The sequence below is a fragment of the Flavobacteriaceae bacterium genome (assembly GCA_014075215.1).
Lineage (GTDB): Bacteria > Bacteroidota > Bacteroidia > Flavobacteriales > Flavobacteriaceae > Polaribacter.
Genome location: CP046177.1, coordinates 4,161,289 through 4,180,475, shown reverse-complemented (window position 1 = coordinate 4,180,475; position 19,187 = coordinate 4,161,289). Strand labels below are relative to the sequence as shown.

Annotated in this window: 19 protein-coding genes and 1 pseudogene; 16 read left to right on the top strand and 4 right to left on the bottom strand. The window is 31.4% G+C overall.

What is annotated here, in order from left to right:
• Nucleotide 1 precedes the first annotated feature (1 nt).
• The 10 genes from pseI (at nt 2) to purD (ending at nt 12,421) form a co-directional block, all read left to right on the top strand.
• Nucleotides 2-1,060, top strand: a complete 1,059-nt coding sequence (gene pseI / locus GKR88_20725) for a pseudaminic acid synthase (GenBank protein QMU66469.1) — start codon at nt 2-4, stop codon at nt 1,058-1,060.
• The gene (locus tag GKR88_20720; GenBank protein QMU66468.1) at nt 1,053-2,297 is read left to right on the top strand and encodes a hypothetical protein; all 1,245 of its coding nucleotides are present in this window, start codon (nt 1,053-1,055) and stop codon (nt 2,295-2,297) included. Before pseI ends, GKR88_20720 begins: the two co-directional genes overlap by 8 nt.
• Complete coding sequence (locus GKR88_20715) at nt 2,284-3,705, top strand: hypothetical protein (GenBank protein ID QMU66467.1); 1,422 nt, start codon at nt 2,284-2,286, stop codon at nt 3,703-3,705. Before GKR88_20720 ends, GKR88_20715 begins: the two co-directional genes overlap by 14 nt.
• 112 nt (nt 3,706-3,817) lie before the next feature.
• Nucleotides 3,818-5,035 (top strand): O-antigen polysaccharide polymerase Wzy, encoded by a 1,218-nt coding sequence (locus tag GKR88_20710; GenBank protein QMU66466.1) that lies wholly within the window; start codon nt 3,818-3,820, stop codon nt 5,033-5,035.
• Nucleotides 5,022-6,230: a hypothetical protein gene (locus tag GKR88_20705; protein ID QMU66465.1), complete on the top strand. Its 1,209-nt coding sequence runs from the start codon at nt 5,022-5,024 to the stop codon at nt 6,228-6,230. Before GKR88_20710 ends, GKR88_20705 begins: the two co-directional genes overlap by 14 nt.
• Complete coding sequence (locus tag GKR88_20700) at nt 6,208-7,515, top strand: O-antigen polysaccharide polymerase Wzy (GenBank protein QMU66464.1); 1,308 nt, start codon at nt 6,208-6,210, stop codon at nt 7,513-7,515. Before GKR88_20705 ends, GKR88_20700 begins: the two co-directional genes overlap by 23 nt.
• On the top strand, nt 7,516-8,637 hold the full coding sequence (locus tag GKR88_20695) for a glycosyltransferase (GenBank protein ID QMU66463.1): 1,122 nt from the start codon (nt 7,516-7,518) through the stop codon (nt 8,635-8,637).
• Nucleotides 8,634-9,989: an exopolysaccharide biosynthesis polyprenyl glycosylphosphotransferase gene (locus GKR88_20690; GenBank protein ID QMU66462.1), complete on the top strand. Its 1,356-nt coding sequence runs from the start codon at nt 8,634-8,636 to the stop codon at nt 9,987-9,989. Before GKR88_20695 ends, GKR88_20690 begins: the two co-directional genes overlap by 4 nt.
• A 3-nt stretch (nt 9,990-9,992) precedes the next feature.
• The gene (locus GKR88_20685; GenBank protein ID QMU66461.1) at nt 9,993-10,766 is read left to right on the top strand and encodes a glycosyltransferase; all 774 of its coding nucleotides are present in this window, start codon (nt 9,993-9,995) and stop codon (nt 10,764-10,766) included.
• A gap of 380 nt (nt 10,767-11,146) precedes the next feature.
• A complete protein-coding gene (gene purD / locus GKR88_20680; GenBank protein ID QMU66460.1) occupies nt 11,147-12,421 on the top strand; it encodes a phosphoribosylamine--glycine ligase in 1,275 nt (424 codons plus the stop codon).
• A gap of 16 nt (nt 12,422-12,437) precedes the next feature.
• Here purD and GKR88_20675 read toward each other — a convergent pair whose 3' ends face one another.
• A complete protein-coding gene (locus GKR88_20675) occupies nt 12,438-12,884 on the bottom strand; it encodes a YHS domain-containing protein (protein QMU66459.1) in 447 nt (148 codons plus the stop codon).
• Between the two features lie 49 nt (nt 12,885-12,933).
• Entirely contained in the window at nt 12,934-13,908 is a 975-nt protein-coding gene (locus GKR88_20670) for an acyl transferase (GenBank protein ID QMU66458.1), read from the bottom strand.
• A 131-nt stretch (nt 13,909-14,039) separates the two neighbouring features.
• Here GKR88_20670 and GKR88_20665 point away from each other — a divergent pair, with 131 nt between their 5' ends.
• The 6 genes and pseudogenes from GKR88_20665 (at nt 14,040) to GKR88_20640 (ending at nt 16,841) form a co-directional block, all read left to right on the top strand.
• A complete protein-coding gene (locus tag GKR88_20665) occupies nt 14,040-14,420 on the top strand; it encodes a hypothetical protein (GenBank protein QMU66457.1) in 381 nt (126 codons plus the stop codon).
• 297 nt (nt 14,421-14,717) lie between these two features.
• Entirely contained in the window at nt 14,718-14,924 is a 207-nt protein-coding gene (locus tag GKR88_20660) for a hypothetical protein (protein ID QMU66456.1), read from the top strand.
• Between the two features lie 43 nt (nt 14,925-14,967).
• A complete protein-coding gene (locus GKR88_20655; protein ID QMU66455.1) occupies nt 14,968-15,192 on the top strand; it encodes a DUF433 domain-containing protein in 225 nt (74 codons plus the stop codon).
• Between the two features lie 3 nt (nt 15,193-15,195).
• Nucleotides 15,196-15,486, top strand: a complete 291-nt coding sequence (locus tag GKR88_20650) for a toxin-antitoxin system, toxin component (protein QMU66454.1) — start codon at nt 15,196-15,198, stop codon at nt 15,484-15,486.
• A 671-nt stretch (nt 15,487-16,157) separates the two neighbouring features.
• Complete coding sequence (locus GKR88_20645; GenBank protein ID QMU66453.1) at nt 16,158-16,709, top strand: hypothetical protein; 552 nt, start codon at nt 16,158-16,160, stop codon at nt 16,707-16,709.
• 21 nt (nt 16,710-16,730) lie between these two features.
• Nucleotides 16,731-16,841: pseudogene (locus GKR88_20640) on the top strand (hypothetical protein).
• 227 nt (nt 16,842-17,068) lie between these two features.
• Here GKR88_20640 and GKR88_20635 read toward each other — a convergent pair.
• Nucleotides 17,069-18,067 (bottom strand): type IX secretion system membrane protein PorP/SprF, encoded by a 999-nt coding sequence (locus tag GKR88_20635; protein QMU66452.1) that lies wholly within the window; start codon nt 18,065-18,067, stop codon nt 17,069-17,071.
• 6 nt (nt 18,068-18,073) lie between these two features.
• Complete coding sequence (locus tag GKR88_20630) at nt 18,074-19,183, bottom strand: PKD domain-containing protein (GenBank protein QMU66451.1); 1,110 nt, start codon at nt 19,181-19,183, stop codon at nt 18,074-18,076.
• Nucleotides 19,184-19,187: the final 4 nt, after the last annotated feature.

The following is a 19,187-nucleotide window of genomic DNA, read 5'->3' as shown; positions in this document are numbered from 1 at the left end:
TATGAAAATAGGAAATAAACATATAGGTGGAAATTCACCCTCTTTTATTATCGCAGAACTATCAGCAAATCACAATGGGAGTTTGGAAGTAGCTGTAGAAACAATAAGAGCTGCTAAAAGAGTGGGAGCCGATGCAATAAAGCTCCAGACATATACACCGGATACTATGACTATTGATTGTGATAATGAATATTTTCAAATCAATAAAGGAACTTTATGGGATGGTAAAACCTTATATGAATTATACGGAGAAGCTTATACTCCTTGGGAATGGCATCAACAACTTTTTGAAGTAGCTAAAGAAGAAAGGTTAATTTGTTTTTCTTCTCCTTTTGACATTCGGGCAGTTGATTTTTTAGAAAAAATGGAAGTCCCAGCATATAAGATAGCATCTTTTGAAATTCAAGATATTCCTTTAATAAAATATGCTGCCTCCAAAATGAAGCCTATTATTATTTCAACAGGAATTGCTGATGAAAAAGATGTGCAATTGGCTGTGAATACATGTCGTGAAGTTGGAAATCATAATATAGCATTGTTAAAATGTACCTCTTCTTACCCATCTCCATTAGAATTAGCAAATTTGAAAACAATCCCAGATATAAAAGAGAGATTTAATGTAGAAGTAGGGTTTTCAGACCATACTTATGGTTCATTAGCTCCGTCTGTTGCTGTAACTTTGGGAGCAAAAATTATCGAGAAGCATTTTATTTTAGATAAATCTATTGGAGGTCCTGACGCTGATTTTTCTCTTGATGAAAAAGAGTTTGCAGAGATGGTAAATGCAGTTAGAAATACCGAGAAAATGTTAGGAAAAGTCTCGTATGAATTATCTGAAAAAGTAATAAATAACAGGAAGTTTTCGCGATCCTTATTTGTAGTGGAAGATGTGAAAAAAGGAGATAAGATAACAGAAAAAAATATTCGTTCTATACGACCAGGTTATGGTTTGCATCCTAAGTTTTATAATGAAATTTTAGGAAAAATTTTTGATGATGATATAAAAAGAGGAACACCTTTAAAATTGGGTTTTATTAAAAATTTTGAATTTGATGAATAAAGTTAGTTTTGGAAATATTAGCTTTAGAGGACTTACATTAATTTCGAAGTTTATTTTTGTTTTTTTTTTAGGAAGGTATTCTATAGATGAAACAAATTTAGGAGTATACGGTATGTTAATTACTGCCATTGCTTTTTTAATTTATTTTTTAGGATTCGATTTTTATGTTTTCAATATGAGAGAGATAATACAGATTAAAAATAATTTTATCCCCAAGATAAGAGATCAACTATATTTTCATTTATCACTTTATTTATTGTTAATGCCACTCTCATTAGCAATCATTTTTGGATTTAATTTTATAGAAATAAAATACCTTGTACTTTTTATAATTTTATTGATTTCTGAACATTTAGGTCAAGAACTATTTAGGCTTTTAACTACATTAGAAAAATCATTAGTTGGAAACTTTTTTTTCTTCGTAAAATCAGGTTTATGGATATGGTATATATTGTTCGATTTTTTCTTCTTAAACAATGAAATAAATATTTTCAGATACATTCTCATTTGGTCTTTATTTTCATGGTTTTCTTTGCTAATAGGATTGATATACATAAAGAGATTATTGAAAATTAAGAATATAAAGTTTTATAAACCCAACATATCATGGATTTTGAAAGGAATAAAAAGTTCAAGTATATTTTTTATGAGTTCTTTATCTTTTTTAGTAATTCAGTTTTCCGATAGATTTATGATAGATTTTTATCATGGAAAGAATCTCGTAGGTGTTTATACCACTTATTCGCAATTTATTAATGCAATTGATGTTTTTACATTTAGTGGAATCATTATGGTAACATACCCTAAAATGATTAAATTTTTTTCTGATAAAAACATCTATAAAAACTTAAAGAATAATTTTTTTAAAAACTTATTGGCAATTACAATTGTTTTGGTATTAGGGAGTTATTTTCTAGCCCCCTTTGTTTTTGAGTTTTTAGAGAAACCATCATTTATAAATTATATTAGCACATACAACATATTGTTAATTGGTGTTTTTTTCCTTGTAATGTCAAATGTGTTTCATTATGATTTATACGCGAAAAAAAGAGATTATTTATTATTAAAAATAGCAATTACAAGTATGTCCTGCAATATTATACTGAATTTAATATTGATCCCTAAGTATGAAATTTATGGAGCCTCAATTGCTACTCTTTTTTCATTTATTGTGATATTTATGGCAAAGTTTTTTTTTAGTTTACAAAAGATTAGTACAGAAAATGATAGTATTTGATTTAATTAATGATGAAGCTCCATTGTTTATTAAAGGAGTAAAACTTCTGAAAAAGAGAACCCTTGAACAAAAAGAAGAAATTATTGGGGTTGTGGAAGGTAATAGGTGGTTAAAAGAATCGCAAGCTTTGGCTTGTGTTAATCGACTTCACTTTTTTGATGAATTAGATGCAAAAAAAATAGATATCACTTCAGAGATATTAAGGATATCAAAAACGTACGACAACTTCAATATGTATGCTTGTGATCGTTATTTGATTGAAAAACCAAGAGCTTATCAGAAGAAAATGCTAGTATACACATATTTATTTTTTGAAGATTTATTTTCTAGAGGAGTAAATTATTATTTTACTACAGGGATAGCATATACATACAATTTAGTATCATTTCAAGTTGCGAAGAGGTTAGGTGTAAAGCATGTTTCCTTTTATGGCATCCGTATAGAAAATCGTACTGCAGTATCTTTTGATGTGGTTAATACTTTTGATGAGGTCTTGGAATGCTATAAAGATTTTCAGCAAAAAGAAATAACAGAGCACATGTATGAATCTATCAGTAAATTTGTTGATAGACCAAAACAACCCAATTATATGGGGAATGCAATAAATTCCTCGAGTCTTAAATTCATTTTTCTTAAAGAGTTTTTCATCAGATTTAAAAGGTATTATTTTTCAAATAGGCATAAATATGATTTGTTTACTCGAAACCCTTTTCTATTGAGTAACTTTAGGTTCAAAAAAATTATAAAAGCAAAGAATATAAATTTCTTCCACAACAAAATCTTTGATAAGATAAATTACAAAGACTCGTATTTTATTTTTCCACTTCATATGCAGCCTGAGGCAAGTACTTTAATACTATCTCCATTCGACGTTAATCAAAAAAACACAATAATTAATGTTTCTAAATTATTGCCTCCAAATATATTTCTCTATGTGAAGGAACATAAGAGTGCATTAGGTCAGCATTCCAGAAAGTTTTACAAGGAATTGAAAAAGCACCCTAATATTAAACTCATTTCTTATAAGGAGAATGTGTTTGAATTGATAAAAAAATCTCAAGGAACAATTAATTTATCTAGTACTGTCGGGCTAGAATCTTTGATGTTGAAAAAACCGGCAATATTACTTGGAAATGTTTTTTATAATGATTCGGGATTAACCTTTAAAGTAAGATCCTATGAAGAAATAAGAAAAACAATCCAACTTATAATGAAGAAGAGTTTTCATGTTGAAAAATATTTTGAAAATTACAATGAAAGATTAACATTTTATATAGACTGTTTAAAGAAAAAATCGTACCCTTTTGAATTTAACGTAGCGAAATTAGATACGAAAGAAAAAGTGATGGCACCTGAAAATATCACAGAATTTTCTAACTGTATAAAAAAAATTATCGGTAAAAGATAAATAGAATTAAAAGAAATTAATGTTATTCGCATTTATAGCATATATAATATTTAGCAACCTGTTGGTTTCTAAAAAGATTATCAACCTATGCACTATAACCCTCTTTTATATAATGATTGGAATTTATGTAGGGGAAAATTCGATTCGCTATAGTGCTCAATGGATTAGATTTGAAGATTTAAGTTATATCAATCTTAGTATAAAATACTTAAGAATAGGATTTTATATTTTACTAGTTACGTTTTTCTTACTTCAGTTTTTTTTTAAAGAATACAGGTTAAAGAAATCTGCGGACAATGGATTCAAGAAACTTTTTGTAGCAGATATATCTTGGATCATAATTATTTTATTGTCAATACCGCTTTATATTGTTTTCATTGATATTTATATTCCCGTATTCCAAGACAAAACATTTATTTCCAAATACTTTCAGGACAGACTAGAAGACTTTATACCTTATAGGCCTTTTTATACCTTATCTATCAATGCATTTTCAACAATACTGTTTCTACAAATAAACTACTTCTTAAGCTCTTATAAAAGGATATCTTTTTTCAAATTATTGATTAATAAAAAGTTTTTAAAACTCGGTTTTATTTTCATAACATTGTTTTTTACTGCTAAAAGAGGGCAGATATATTATCCTATTTTTATATCACTTATAGCGTATTTGATTTATAAAAGACATTTATTGAAGCTAGTGTTTTTAGGTTCAACGTCAGTAATTGTTATAGGTTTGTCTAGAAATTTTTCGGAGATTTTCAGAGGTGAATTATCATTAGAACATACGTTGATGACTTTATCGACTTCTTTTTTTGTTTCCGTAAGAGAATTAACAAGAGTCCTTTTTTTCTTTAATAATAATGATTATGGTTTTCTGTATGGGAAAACATATATAGCTGGATTTTTTAGTTTTATCCCGACAAAAATTAATGCACTAAAAGCGAACTATAATTATATGAGGTATACCTCAATAATTTCTAATCAAAATCCGGATGAATTTGGAGGAATGCGTTCGACATATATTGGTGAAGCGTATATAAATTTTGGACTTGTGGGAATTGTCTTACTGCCAATTTTATTTGGAATATTAGTATATTTGATTCACCTTTTTATCAAGAAATATTCTGGAGACAATTTCATTTATTATATTATGGTATTTTGGATGTTTAAAATATTAGTACTTCCTTTTTATGAAAATGGAAGTTCTATGTTTTTATTCTTTTTCATTACAGTTATATTTATGTTTATATGTGCACTTACAATTAGAACAAAGAATAAAAGAGCCGTTTTAAAAATTACTTTTTTAAGAAAAAATGATAGGAAATAGAAAAATAAACTTAGATGAAATATGTATTGGGCTTGTATTATTTACCCTTCCTGTCTCAATGAAGTTAAACTCCATAATTTTAATAATAACTTCAGCTTATTTTACATATAAGATTTTGAAAGTTAGAACATTGAAGAATATTAGGTTTTATGGAATATCCATCTTGTTTTTTGCGGCACAACTCCTCTCATTTTTTTTAAGTGTTAATAATAAAGAGGCAGAAGAAAAACTCATTTTATACCTTTCTTTTATAATCTTCCCTTTCATTTTTTCATATGCGCAATCGAATATAAAACTGGAGAAATTTAGATTATTTAAATGGTTGTTTTATGGTATAATAACAGTTTTGATTTACGGGTTGATTCGTTTTTTATATGATATTGTGGTATTAGATGCCAGATATGATTACGGAAGAGGTGTTGCACTCTTTTTAAAATATATCCCACATCATATTTATTTTTCCATGTATGTTCTCATTAGCATTTATATAGTTGTATTAGAGTTTTTGGAAAACAGAAAGAGCAAAGTATTGATGATTTTTGTGCCTGTACTTTTTTTATCCCTTATTCTGTTAAGTTCCAGGATGGCAATTGCACTGTCTATATTAGTTTTACCACCATTTATTTATTATAAACTCAACCATGTAATTAACAGAAGAAAGGCATTTATAGTAATTTTTTCGACAGTTTTATTATTAACTATCATTGGTTTTTCCAATAAGTTTGCAAGAGATAGAATCTTGTATACGTATTACGAAATAACTGATATGGAAATCAGTGAAAACCCCTTTTCAGGAATCTCTTTTCGGGAAAAAATATGGAAAGGAAGTATTTATCTAATTAAGAAATCACCATGGATTGGTTACGGTGTTGGAGATACCCAAAGAAAGTTAAATGATTCCTATAAATCATTTGGTTTTGAAGAAGTTATATGGTTTAATGCTCATAACCAATATTTACAATTAATACTACATCATGGCCTTTTAATAGTATTATTGTTATTTGTGATGCTATTTCTTTTGTTGAAAAAATTAGTTAAAAAGAAAGCTCATTTTGTTCTTTTTTGTTGGTTAATTATAGGTTCTTTTAGCCTAACCGAAAGTATCTTAAGTAGGCAGTGGGGAGTGATTTTGTTTGCTTTTGTTTTGAATTACTCTATTTATTTAGCGCAGGATGAAACAAAAGAGATTATATAGTTTTTTTAATATACACAATTTGTTAGAAGAATCTAAAAAGAATCTCTTTTTAACATCAATAGTTTTAGGAATTATGCTATGGTTTTTCTTTTTGTTAACCACTCCGGTTAAAATAATTAGACCTTTATCTAATCAAGTCTTAATATTCATTACTCTTAACTATTTAGTATTCGTTTCCGGATATTTCTTTTATAAAAAAAGGAAAAAAAAATCACTTTTTAAAAGAGCGTTGAAAAAAGAGAATATTAACATTTTTCTTTATTTTATCATAATCATTGTTATAATGTCATTTTTTTTTAGGTTTTTTGATTTGTTCCATTTGAGAGAATTGTCATTTTATAACTCTATAGGACAAAATAAAATTAATGCTGCTAAGGAGGAAAATTTTTCTCTTTTAATTGGACTTTTCTCCGTTTTTAGGTTTTTATATTTCGTGCCTTATATATTTTATAAACTTTCTGAAAAAAATAATAAAAAATTATTGCTTATTTGCTTACTCCTATTTTTAATACCTGTTACTGAAGGCTTTTTAAGAGGATCCAGAAGGTTAATTCTGGAACCGGTTCTTATTTTAGGAATTTCTATTATTGTCCAAAACAAAAGATTTAAAATAGATATTAAAAGAGTACTCTTACTTATTTCAATAGCTGTGTTTTTAATTTTTGGTTCTCAGTATATTCTTAAAGAAAGAATTAGTGAAAAATCTGTGAAATATTACAAAAGGGTGATAAAAGCTCCTTACAATGATTTACTCCCTTTAAATGATAAAACGAAAAATTATTTGTCATCTGATACTGATAATAGAATTAAAGACGGGCTATTGTTTTATTGCCATGTAGGGCAATATATTACACACGGGGTTTTTGAATTTGATCATGTCATCCGGCAAAAGCCCACACATACGGCAAAATATGGATTGTATAATTTATATATTATCGTTAAGATGTTTAATAAGTTGGGAGTTTCAAATATTCCTCTGAACACATTAAAAAACCCGACAAAGAGAGAAACATACATCACTTTTTTTGGAGGGCTTTATGTCGATTTTAAATGGCTCTCATTAGGAATCATGTTTTTATTTGGGGTGATTCAAAAAGCTGTTTTTTCAGAAGAGATAAGTAATCCGTATTTAAAGCCTGTTGTGGTTATGTTTATTCTTTGTAATATTATGTTGTTGGTTTTTAATTTTTTAAGAGCTCAAATATTTATAACATTGCTTGTTTATCTATTGGCAATGATTTTTTTCAAAGTTTATTTACTAGCAAGAAAGATGGTAAAAAATTAGATGAAAGTAGCAATTATTCATTACTGGTTTATAACAAGAAGAGGAGGAGAAAAAGTGATCGAATCTATTTTAAAGCTATATCCTGATGCGGATATTTATACGTTATTTTATGATAAAGATAGCTACGGAAACTATCTAAGTAAACAGAAAGTATATACATCTATTCTAAATACCCGTTTTTTAAGAAAACACTATCAAAAAATATTTCCGTTATATCCGCTAGGGATAAAATCACTAAAATTAAAGCAAAAATATGACCTGATTATATCTTCCGAATCCGGCCCTGCAAAGGGAATTAAAAATACATATAAAGTTCCTCATCTTTGCTATGTTCATTCCCCTATGCGCTATTGTTGGAGCCACAAACAAGTCTATCTGGACTCAGTTAACCCTATCATAAGACCATTTATGAGTTTTCTTTTGGAAAGACTCCGTTTATGGGATAAAAAAACCGTTGATCATGTAGATATATATATTAGTAACTCAAAAAATGTATCAAAAAGGATTGCCAGATATTACAATAGAAAATCGAAAGTAGTATATCCGCCTATCTCAGAAACTCTTTTTCAGGATCATAAACCACTACATCATAAAAAAGAATTTTATTTGAGTTTTGGAGCTATTACGCCCTATAAAAAGATTGATTTGCTTATAGACACTTTTAATGAAAATGGAAAAAAACTAATGGTTGTGGGAGAAGGTTCGGAAAAAGAAAAATTAATGAAAAAAGCCAGGGAAAATATTACCTTTATGGGTGAAGTAAACTGGAAAGAATTAAGACAGATTATTTATAGCTCTGTGGCATTGCTCTTTCCGGGAGAAGAAGATTTTGGAATGATCCCTCTCGAAGTAATGGCTCATGGAGTTCCGGTAATTGCATATAAAAAAGGAGGAGCTCTGGAAACAGTTATAGAAAATAGAGAGAATATAGCACAATCTTCAGGCGTTTTCTTTGATAAGCAAACAAACAAATCTTTGCAAAATGCTATTGATTATTTTGAAACTATAACGCATCAATTTGATACATCATGGATTCAAACTCATGCAAAAAAATTTGCTGAAGGTCAGTTTTTATTGTATTTTAAGTCAAAAATAGATCAACTGTTAAAACCGAATAATTGAAAAAAAGATACTCTCCCTTAATAAGACCTTTACAGGTATTCATAGACATATTAGTGATTAACTTTGTAATCTATTATATTTCCGATAAAGAATTTTTTAACTTTTATTTTCTTTCTTATATCTCCTTATTTTGGTTGATAACATCTTATTTTTCAGGATTTTATAAAGTATATAGATTTACAAATGCGCTAAGAATCATCACATTATTAGTCAGTCAATTTCTTATTTTTATTCTTGGCTATTTCGCTTATTTTGGAATTTTTAGAGAAGGTGTCATTATTAATAACCAGTTATTAATTCTGGTTGCTATCGTAATTGGGGTAACTTTTTTTAAGTTTCTAGGATATTTTCTATTAAATAAATACCGTTCACACGGAAAAAACTACAAAACAACTATCGTTATAGGATATGACGATTCTGCAAAAAAAATCATTAAAATTTTTAAAAGTAAGGCCAACTTCGGATATAAATTTTTAGGATTCTTTGCCGATAGAGTGTACAAAAATCCTGATTATCTGGGGACTAAAAAAGAATACATTAAATTTATAAACCGAAATGAAATAGACGAAATATATTGCTGCTTATCAGAAATAAATGAAGAAAAAATAAATGAACTCAAAAGATTTGCAAGTGAAAAAAGCATCGTATTAAAACTACTGCCAAGCCTTGACGCATTTTATAGTAGAAACCAAGAAATTGAATTTTATGATGACACATTAATGGTACTTAATGTAAAAAAATTACCTTTTGAGTTTGCCGAAAATTTTTATATCAAAAGGGTATTTGATATCTTGTTTTCATTGTGTATTTGTATAGGTATTCTCTCCTGGCTAATACCTGTACTATGGATATTGATAAAGTTAGAATCAAAAGGGTCATTTATTTTCAAACAATATAGAGAAGGCCTAAACGGGCAACATTTTGTATGTTATAAATTCAGATCTATGAAAATAAATGAACTGTCCGATAAAGTACACGCAACAAAGAGCGATGCAAGAGTCACTAAGATAGGAGCATTTTTAAGAAAAACGAGTATGGATGAGTTGCCTCAGTTTTTCAATGTGCTATTAGGTGATATGAGTATAGTGGGCCCAAGGCCACATTTGGAAAGCCTTTCAAAAGAGTATCAGAGACAAGTAGAAGATTATTTGAAGAGACATATTATGAAACCGGGAATTACCGGTTTGGCACAAGTAAGCGGGTATAGAGGAGAGATAAAAAAGAAATCAGATATCAAAAACCGAATTCGATTAGATATTTTTTATATAGAAAACTGGTCTTTTTTTCTGGATGTTAAAATTGTACTTAAGACCATTTTTAACCTTTTTAAAGGTGAAGAAAAGGCATATTAGCAGATGAAAAGCAAAATTGACATTACTGCTTCTATTGTCCTTTTTAATGAAGATACGGAGATTTTAAATACCACTATTGATTCTTTTCTAAGTATTACAGAATATACTAAAAAACTATATCTGGTTGACAATACAGAAGATGGTAGTTATAAAGAGTATGAAAGCAAGCCATTTACAGAATATATTCCGATATACAAAAATATTGGATTCGGAGCCGGACATAATAAAGCAATCAGTAGAATAGAAAAAGCGTCTTATTTCCATTTAATATTAAATCCCGATGTCGTTTTTCAACCCACTATATTTAAAGAACTAATACAAACGTTAACATCATATCCGGATTTGGCAATGATAGCCCCCAGAGTACTTTTCCCGGATGGTTCGTTTCAAAACTCATGTAGAAGATTTCCAACGATAGGAGAATTAGTAGCACGAAGAATACCTTTTTTACGACCTTTCTTTTCAGGAAAAATAAATAGAGGAGAATACAAGGACATAGATATAAGTGTGCCTTTTTTTGTTGAGTATTTGACCGGCTGTTTTCATCTGTACAAAACGGAAGATTTAGTAAAATTGGGAGGTTTTGATGAACGTTACTTTTTGTATATGGAAGATGTAGATATCTGTAAGAGAATCGATCAAATCGGGAAGAAAAAAATGTACTATCCAAAGGAAGAAATCAAACATGTTCTGAGAAAAAGCTCATACAAAAATATCGGCTTACTCCTTAGGCATACTATTTCTGCTATCAGGTATTTTAATAAATGGGGATACTGAACTATAATACCAGTTATCACTTGAAATTAGCGTAATAAAATGCTCTTTCCCCTTTTTTGTCCACTATAAAAAGAAACCGTAATTAAGGCTATGCTTTATTTTTCTAATTCCAATAAAGAAAAAAATCATCATTTTCTTTTACAGAGACCTTTGCAGAATTGATTTGACAAAAAAGTTCGACGCCCGAAGAACATTTTCAACCGGAATAACCTGTTGGTTTTGAGGATTTAAAATTTTCGAGAAGGAAGAAATTTGAAGCCAAATCAATCCAAATACGGAATATATCCCTATTTTGCAAAGGTCTCTTACAGTAATTTCAAATAATAACCGGTATAAAAATAATCTAGCAGTGTATATTTGCAAACCAAATACAATAACTAATGAATATTCTTATTTTAGGTTCCGGTGGCAGAGAACATGCATTTGCCTTAAAATTATCTCAAAGCAGCCAAATAAATCAATTATTTATTGCTCCGGGAAATGCCGGAACACAAGAATTGGGGGTGAATATAAATGTTAGCCCCACAGATTTTGCAGCTATTAAGAAAATAGTCTTGGCAAATGATGTACATATGGTAGTTGTAGGACCGGAAGTCCCTTTGGTAAAAGGAATCCATGATTATTTTCTGGCTGATGACGAATTAAAAAACATCGCCGTAATTGGCCCTAAAAAAGACGGGGCTTTACTAGAAGGGAGCAAAAACTTTTCCAAACAATTTATGCAGAAATATCATATCCCTACAGCCGGATATCAGTCATTTACCTCAGAAAATTTACAAGAAGGAAAACAATTTTTAGAAAGATTAAATCCACCATACGTGTTAAAAGCAGATGGTTTGGCAGCAGGAAAAGGAGTATTGATATTACATTCTCCGGAAGAAGCAAAATCAGAACTGGAAGAAATGCTTTCCAAACAAAAATTTGGGGAAGCCTCCTCAGCAGTAGTTATTGAAGAATTTTTAGACGGAATTGAATTATCCGTATTTGTACTCACAGATGGGATACACTATAAAATACTTCCCTCGGCAAAAGATTATAAAAGGATAGGAGAAGGAGATACGGGATTAAACACCGGAGGAATGGGAGCGATCTCTCCGGTTCCTTTCGCAGATCAGGATTTTTTAAATAAAATAGAAAAACAAATCATAAAACCGACAATCGATGGCTTGCAAAAAGAAGGTATCGATTATAGAGGATTTATTTTTATAGGCCTGATGAATGTAAGCGAAAACCCTTTTGTTGTCGAATATAACGTACGAATGGGAGATCCGGAAGCAGAAGTGGTATTGCCCAGAATTACTTCCGATTTATATGATTTGTTGGACGGGGTAGCAAATCAAACATTATACGAAAAATCATATGAAGTAACTGCACAGGTAGCAACTACAGTGATGTTGGTTTCGGGTGGATATCCGGAAGCATATGAAAAAGGGAAAGAGATTTCCGGTTTAAATGCAATTACGGATGCTATTGTATACCATGCCGGAACAACTTGGAAAGAAAATAGAGTACAAACCAACGGAGGCAGAGTATTGGCAATTACCTCGCTTGGAGATACCATGCAAGAAGCATTAGCCAAATCGTATGCCGGTATAGATAAAGTTTCATTTGAAAAAATGAATTACCGAAAAGATATAGGCTTTGATCTGGGATAAGAAAATGCCGGTACTTTTATTTATTGATCTCCGCCCAGTTTTTATCCGCTTGTTCTTTTAGCTTTTCCGGCCCTGTCTTTGTCCATATTTTTAATGTATTTCTTCCCCAGGAATTATAGAACAGATATAATTTGTTATCTCTGATCTCATAAGTTTCCGGATCAATAGATACTTTTGTCGCTTTAGCTCCCATGGCATAAGCACAATATCCTCCATATTGAGGAATATATTTGCCTGGATTAGCTTTGAAAAGTGCTAAATTCTTTTCAGAAGAAAATTTAAACTTTACCCCATCGTGAATCGCTTGAAACTTCTTATTCCCTTTTACAGGCTTATTGTCAACAAAATAAGAAACGACATCATAACCTATTGCGAGATAGCCTTTTTTAGTATTATAATCTATTTGTTGTGAAAATAAAATACCCGAAATTGTAAAAAAAGCAACGGTGAAAAATAATCTCATTTTTATTAGTTTTTGTACGTAGTCGATTCATGAGCTTGTTAATTACATTTTACAGAACTAATAAATTACATCCTCTGATATCCGAATGATCAAAACGCCCCATAATCTCAAATTGCCCTTTATCATGTATTTTTCCCAAATCCTGAGAGGCAATAAAAGAACACGAATTGTAATTTGCCAAATCAATAATATTAACCCCTCCCGTCTGACTCGTTTTTTGAAGCGTCAAAGCATCTTCGGTATCTCTAATCAAAATGTGCATCCAGGGAGGGCATTCAAAAAGCCCTTTCCCTTTGGAATATCCCTGGCTCAACAATTCTGTCATACCATATTCCGAATGGATTTCAGAGATTCCAAACCCTTTTTGTAATATGGAGTGCAATTCGATACGTGTCATTTCCCTTCGTCTGCCTTTCATTCCTCCTGTTTCCATGACGACTGTATTTTTTAAATTAAATTGCTCTTTTTCTACCAAATCAAGTAACGCAAAAGAGACCCCGATAAGTATTATTTTTTGCCCGCTTTCATCCAGTGCTGTCAAATTTCGAATCAAATCATCCGTATTATTTAAATAAAACCCGCTCTTTTCGTTTTTTGTTTTTAAAATCAACTCATTTACCATATAAATCAAAGATGATCCGTCGCGTTCCAAATAATTAGGCAATAAAGCCAAAATAGTATAGTCTTGAATACCTCCATAGAAATATTCAAATCCCTTTAAGAAGCTTTTTTTATACCAGGAAATATCCGTTACTAAGTGTTTGCTAAGATTATTTCCGGTAGTTCCGGAGCTCGTAAAAATTTCTTGAATAGTATCCTGAGAAGAAACGACAGCATGTGATTTGAAAAATTGAATTGGTAAAAACGGAATGTCAGCAATTTCTTTTATATCTGACGGATGTATACATAATAAATCACAAAAAGAGCGATATACCGAATTATACTCAAACTGATATCTAAAAATACGAAATGCGCAATCTGTAAACTCTTTAGGTGTGCGGATATCAAAAATTTCATGTTGCATATAAATACAAAAATATAATTATTTGACGCAACCTTTTTGTTTTTTCTGTATCTTATAGAAAAGCAGTTTCGTTATATTTATGTATAATTTTACAAAACCAAGTCGACAGTTGAACATCTTAACATAAAATCATGAGAAAGTTAAAATGTATCGGAATCTTTTTCCTAATCGGAATGTACTTTTCTTGCAGTGATAATAATGAATCAACTCAAGAACAAGATCAGCAATATTTAATTGAGTTACATAACAAAATCCAAGATTTAGCATCAAGCGTAACATGTACAGATGCTTCGGAATGGACTTTTACAGGTGTAGGTGTTAAACCTTGTGGGGGGCCTATCGGATATATAGCTTATTCGACAAGTATTGATATCGATATTTTTCTTGAACAGCTAGAAGAACTCATAATAGCGCAACGAGAATATTATAGAAAGTGGGGAATAGTTAGTGATTGTGGATTGCCTCCCTATCCCGGGGTGGGGTCATATGCAGTGACGGGAACCCTGTATTAGTATATTAAAATTAGACAATATAACAGAGAAACTAAAATTGTGTTAACAAGTCAACTAAACCGCTATATTAATTGAGAAATTGTAATAGCTTGTATATAGGTTGAGTTCAAATTGAGGTTTGAATGTATAAATGGCTGTCAGATATTTAAAATAGTAGTTTATTTTATAAGTACTCATGCGAATCAAGGGTTGAGAATTACATAAAAAAAACAAGTTTAAATAGTTGAATTTCAACACAATAAACTTGTATAAATCATTGATTTTTAATATCTTAATGGTTAATTCGACAAAACTATTTTGGATACAAACCTCAACGACTGGAAGTACAAGTTAGTAAAAAGCAAGCATACTTACAAATTACTGGATTATCAATCCTCAGTATATGAACCACAAACTGCTTTTGAGGCTGTCAGTGCAGACTTTGAAGATGTAAAAGAATTTATTGACCTGGAATACAGAACAAATTTGCAATCCCTGAAAATAGAAACTTTTATATTGGATTGATTTTTGATATATCCTGTGTAAAATAAAATATTACCTTTGGCCTATGGCAAAATACCAATATCATATTGTATCCAATCCTGAAACTCTATTGGGAAAACTTGTGATAAAAGGTACTCGGATCTCTGTGGAATTTGTTTTGAAAAAACTCTCCGAAAGTGCTACTATTGCGAAATTGGCAGAACAACATGGATTAGATATTGAAGCCATTTATGCTGCTCTTGACTATGCTTTTGCAAGGCTTTCTGACAAAGAAGAATTGGTTAGCTAAAACATGATCCTGGCAGACGAAAATATTCCTTCAACCATTATTGGTGCTTTACGAGAAAAAAATATTGAAATATACTCAATCTATGAAAATAACAGAGGAATTAGTGATCGGGAAATCATAGAAGTTTCACAGAACCCTCCTCGTATTATTTTGACAGAAGACAAAGATTTTGGAGAATGGGTTTTTGCTCATGGAGTAAAATCTATTAGTGTGCTCTTTCTACGATATCGGTACGTAGAGCGATTTGAAATCACACAGATTTTAGTCAATTTAATTGAGCAAAAAGGCGAGTAACTTTTTGGAATGTTCATCACAGTTACCAAAAGTAGAATTCGTTATCGAATGATTTAAATTTAAAGTTCTTTTATATCTGTTTAATAACTCTCCACCTACCATAAATTTTATTGATAGCACTATAAGAAAAATTGATAGTATAAGGCTTATAATCAATGATTTAGAAAAACTCAAAACCTAAAACTTAGAACTTTAAACAATCTATACGAGCAGAATCAAAGGTGTTTGCTACGCCCCTCTGTGCGCCGCTTTTGTTTGCCCAAAAAGGGTCCCTTCGGGCGTTCCTTTTTGTCAAAAAAAAGCCGGGCCCTCCCTAGCTTCGGCTCCACTATAAATCCTCATCTTTTTAAAACGGAAGTTCCCCGCCACCTCTCAATACTTAATACTCACTACCAATTACCAATAACAAATCAACCAATTAACCAATCACCCGTCAGAAATTTTTTATATATTAATACCGGCTATGACAGCAACCGAGCACACATATCAAAATTTTTTCTTCTTAGGAGAGATACCGTCTAAAAAAAAGGCAACCGGAGAAAAAAATGCGTAAATGCATTTGAATATGTATGTCAGATAAAAGACCACTTAGGCAATGTCCGCTTAAGCTATACGGATACGGATGAATCGGGGATATCTCGCAAAATGAAATTATCCAAGAGAATCATTACATGCCATTTAGATTACGTCATCGTGGGTATAATAATATAGTCAGCCCTAATGGTAACAGTATTGCACAGAAAAAGAAAACCTATCAAAGTCAAGAATGGCATGACGAATTAGGGTTAAATTGGCATGAATGGAAATATCGTTTTAGTGATCCGGCAATAGATAGATTTATTAGTATTGATCCAGTTGCTCAAAATTATGCATATAATTCTCCTTATGCTTTTGCTGAAAATAAGTTGGGATTAGGCGGAGAACTTGAAGGAAAAGAATTATTCCATAACGAAATAATATCTGCATTAGCTCAAGGGATTGTAAGGATTCAAAATCAGTTTACCGGAGGACCCAGAAAAGTACAAGAAGCTTATAATGAAAACCTGCAACTTAAAATGAGTACTCCCCAACCTAGCTTTGATTCTGAAAAAGCAAGAATGGAGATACAATCAAAATTGGCTTCAGGTTTGGGTGATATAGCAGAAGGAACAACTGATATTGGTCATTTAACATTAGATGTTATTGGTATTGTTGACCCAACAGGTCTTGCTGATGGTGTGTAATTCATTATGGTATGCAGCTGTGCTGCAATGATCTATTCATTCTTTGCTACTTGTAAAAAACACAAGGTAGAACCCTACCAGTGGTTATATTATGTACTCAAAGTCATACAGGACTTAAGGTATATAAACTAACCGAACTACTGCCGCAGAATTTTAACCATGCAAATCAAAAAAACAAATAGGATCAAATTATAACCCTATTTGGTAATTTCATATACCTACTTGCTCATAGGGATACAGTAAATTCATAACCTTAACCTTTATCATAAGATACAAATTTCTGGATTAGTGGCATAATTAAGTATAATCAATAATATTTAAATATTTTACATCCATTGAATATCGACAGGGGTAACAAATCAGAAAATCTTAGGGCATGCCGTACGTCTTCTGGTATCTCCAAAGTCATAGGTGGCCACTATTTCATAAATTCCTCCTGTTTGTCTTATTTCATTCGTTGTAAAATCTTGCGAATAACTAAACTTCCATTTCTCCCATTTCAATCCTACAAGGAAATTTACAGAAGTAATTAAACTATCGTCAAGAGTAGTATCTCTTTCAGGACTGGCAACAGCTATCATTCCAAAAGACAGGTTTTCATATACGAGTTGAGCGCCCAGATCTATTCTACTAAACGGACCTTGCTTCATATAATTAAACAGTCCGTACAATTTACTTTCTCCTCCAAAAATTCTATCAACAGGAATAAGATCTCTGGAGAGATTATATGCGGCATGTGCTGAAAAAAAGATATTTAACGGAGCATTATTTCCCTGAAATGTAAAAGATATATCCGGTTTTGTCAAATGTCTTAGGGTAATACCAAACCACGAATCCTCATTATTAAACAAGACAGAGGTACTGAAATCTACAAATGTTATTCTTTCATTCAGTAAAGCAGGATCAATGGTTGAGGTATTGATAACTCCGGTAAAAATATTAATCTGGTCTTCTAAAAGTAAGTTCTGAAAACCAAAACTTTTTATTCCTACTCCAACAGAAATACTAGGCCTGAAATACCAAAAAGAATTCAACTGAAAAACCAAAGAATGATTGTAGTTTATCTGTGTAAAATTATATCCTGTATTTGATTCCTGATGCCTGATAATACTTAGTCCAATACCTGATCTGATGGATTCTATCCAGCCGTCACCATATATAAACTGTGTATTGATGCCAAAATCTAGTCCTGGCCATTGTACCCTGTATGCGGCTCCAAACCTGGTTGTTTCTTGTGAGCCGGTAAAACCTGTATTTAAACTTTCAGGGATCATAAAAGATTGTGTAAAAATAGGATCCTGTGGATGTAACAAACTGGCTAGCATTACTGCTATAAAAGTAATTATCTTTCTTTTCATTCTTTTCTACTTAATAAGTGCTATCGGTCCGTTTCGTTCAATTATCCGTCCATAAAATACGGTAGCTTTTACCACGATGACATAATTTCCATTTTCTGCTTTGTTACCATTAATAGTACCGTCCCATCCTGTAAGATTGGGGCCTTTCTCAGAATATACAAGGCTTCCCCATGTGTTGTAAACCCTCATTTCCACCTCATTCATACCTCTAAAAACCGGTTTCATGACATCGTTTATATTATCCCCATTCGGTGTGAATGCTGTAGGAATCACCAGATTATAACCTTCGGTAACTGTAATGGTAATGGTATGAGTATACCTACAACTATAAGGATACTCAACAGTTAACTGCACATCATAAATTCCTGGTTGTGCATAGGTGTGCATCGGATGCTCTTCTGCTGATGTTGCACCGTCTCCAAAACTCCAAAAATAAGTAACCGCATTACCGGTAGACAAATTTGTAAAGGTAATAGGATCTTCAATAGAAAACTCTCCGTAATTAGTTAACCCCAAAGAAGAAAATTCAAAATTCGGAACACTTATAACCGGCAGGTTTACATCTACGGAAACGCGTTCCGTACATCCAAAAGAATCTGTAATATCGGCAAAATAGGTTCCGTTTTGTGAAGTCTCCATAATTTCTCCGTTGGCTCCACTTACAGTTCCGGCACTCCAACTAATCGTGAGAGGCGGAGCACCGCCCGAAGTATTTACTATATTCCGTTGTATAACAGTTCGGGTAGTACAATCTGCACTTACCGAATTAACTATCGTGGCAGTAATAGGATCCGGACGTACTACACTAAATGATTGCTGTATCATACAACCTCTGGCATCTGTTACTATAACCAGATAATTATTGGGTCCTATATTTTGCAGATCTTCTGTCGTAGCTCCGTTGCTCCAAACAAACGTATAAGGTGTCGTTCCTCCACTTACCAGAAGATCAATAGCTCCGCTATTAGGATCATTACAATCGGTAGCGTTTGTGATAATACCATCTAAGACCAGTTGTGTAGGTTCTGTAATTACAAATTGTCTTGTAATGGAACATCCTTGCGCATCATTGAGCGTTACTCCGTAAGTTCCTGCCGGTAGATTATTTCGAACCACACCA

Excerpts from the sequence above, each read along its gene's own strand:
- GKR88_20665 (QMU66457.1), top strand. The coding sequence starts at position 14,040 with ATGAGAAAGTTAAAATGTATCGGAATCTTTTTCCTAATCGGAATGTAC.
- GKR88_20715 (QMU66467.1), top strand. The coding sequence starts at position 2,284 with ATGATAGTATTTGATTTAATTAATGATGAAGCTCCATTGTTTATTAAA.
- GKR88_20710 (QMU66466.1), top strand. The coding sequence starts at position 3,818 with ATGATTGGAATTTATGTAGGGGAAAATTCGATTCGCTATAGTGCTCAA.
- GKR88_20650 (QMU66454.1), top strand. The coding sequence starts at position 15,196 with ATGATCCTGGCAGACGAAAATATTCCTTCAACCATTATTGGTGCTTTA.
- GKR88_20675 (QMU66459.1), bottom strand. The coding sequence starts at position 12,884 with ATGAGATTATTTTTCACCGTTGCTTTTTTTACAATTTCGGGTATTTTA.
- GKR88_20700 (QMU66464.1), top strand. The coding sequence starts at position 6,208 with ATGAAACAAAAGAGATTATATAGTTTTTTTAATATACACAATTTGTTA.
- GKR88_20685 (QMU66461.1), top strand. The coding sequence starts at position 9,993 with ATGAAAAGCAAAATTGACATTACTGCTTCTATTGTCCTTTTTAATGAA.
- GKR88_20645 (QMU66453.1), top strand. The coding sequence starts at position 16,158 with ATGCCATTTAGATTACGTCATCGTGGGTATAATAATATAGTCAGCCCT.
- GKR88_20705 (QMU66465.1), top strand. The coding sequence starts at position 5,022 with ATGATAGGAAATAGAAAAATAAACTTAGATGAAATATGTATTGGGCTT.
- GKR88_20695 (QMU66463.1), top strand. The coding sequence starts at position 7,516 with ATGAAAGTAGCAATTATTCATTACTGGTTTATAACAAGAAGAGGAGGA.
- GKR88_20635 (QMU66452.1), bottom strand. The coding sequence starts at position 18,067 with ATGAAAAGAAAGATAATTACTTTTATAGCAGTAATGCTAGCCAGTTTG.
- GKR88_20670 (QMU66458.1), bottom strand. The coding sequence starts at position 13,908 with ATGCAACATGAAATTTTTGATATCCGCACACCTAAAGAGTTTACAGAT.
- GKR88_20720 (QMU66468.1), top strand. The coding sequence starts at position 1,053 with ATGAATAAAGTTAGTTTTGGAAATATTAGCTTTAGAGGACTTACATTA.
- pseI (QMU66469.1), top strand. The coding sequence starts at position 2 with ATGAAAATAGGAAATAAACATATAGGTGGAAATTCACCCTCTTTTATT.
- purD (QMU66460.1), top strand. The coding sequence starts at position 11,147 with ATGAATATTCTTATTTTAGGTTCCGGTGGCAGAGAACATGCATTTGCC.
- GKR88_20655 (QMU66455.1), top strand. The coding sequence starts at position 14,968 with ATGGCAAAATACCAATATCATATTGTATCCAATCCTGAAACTCTATTG.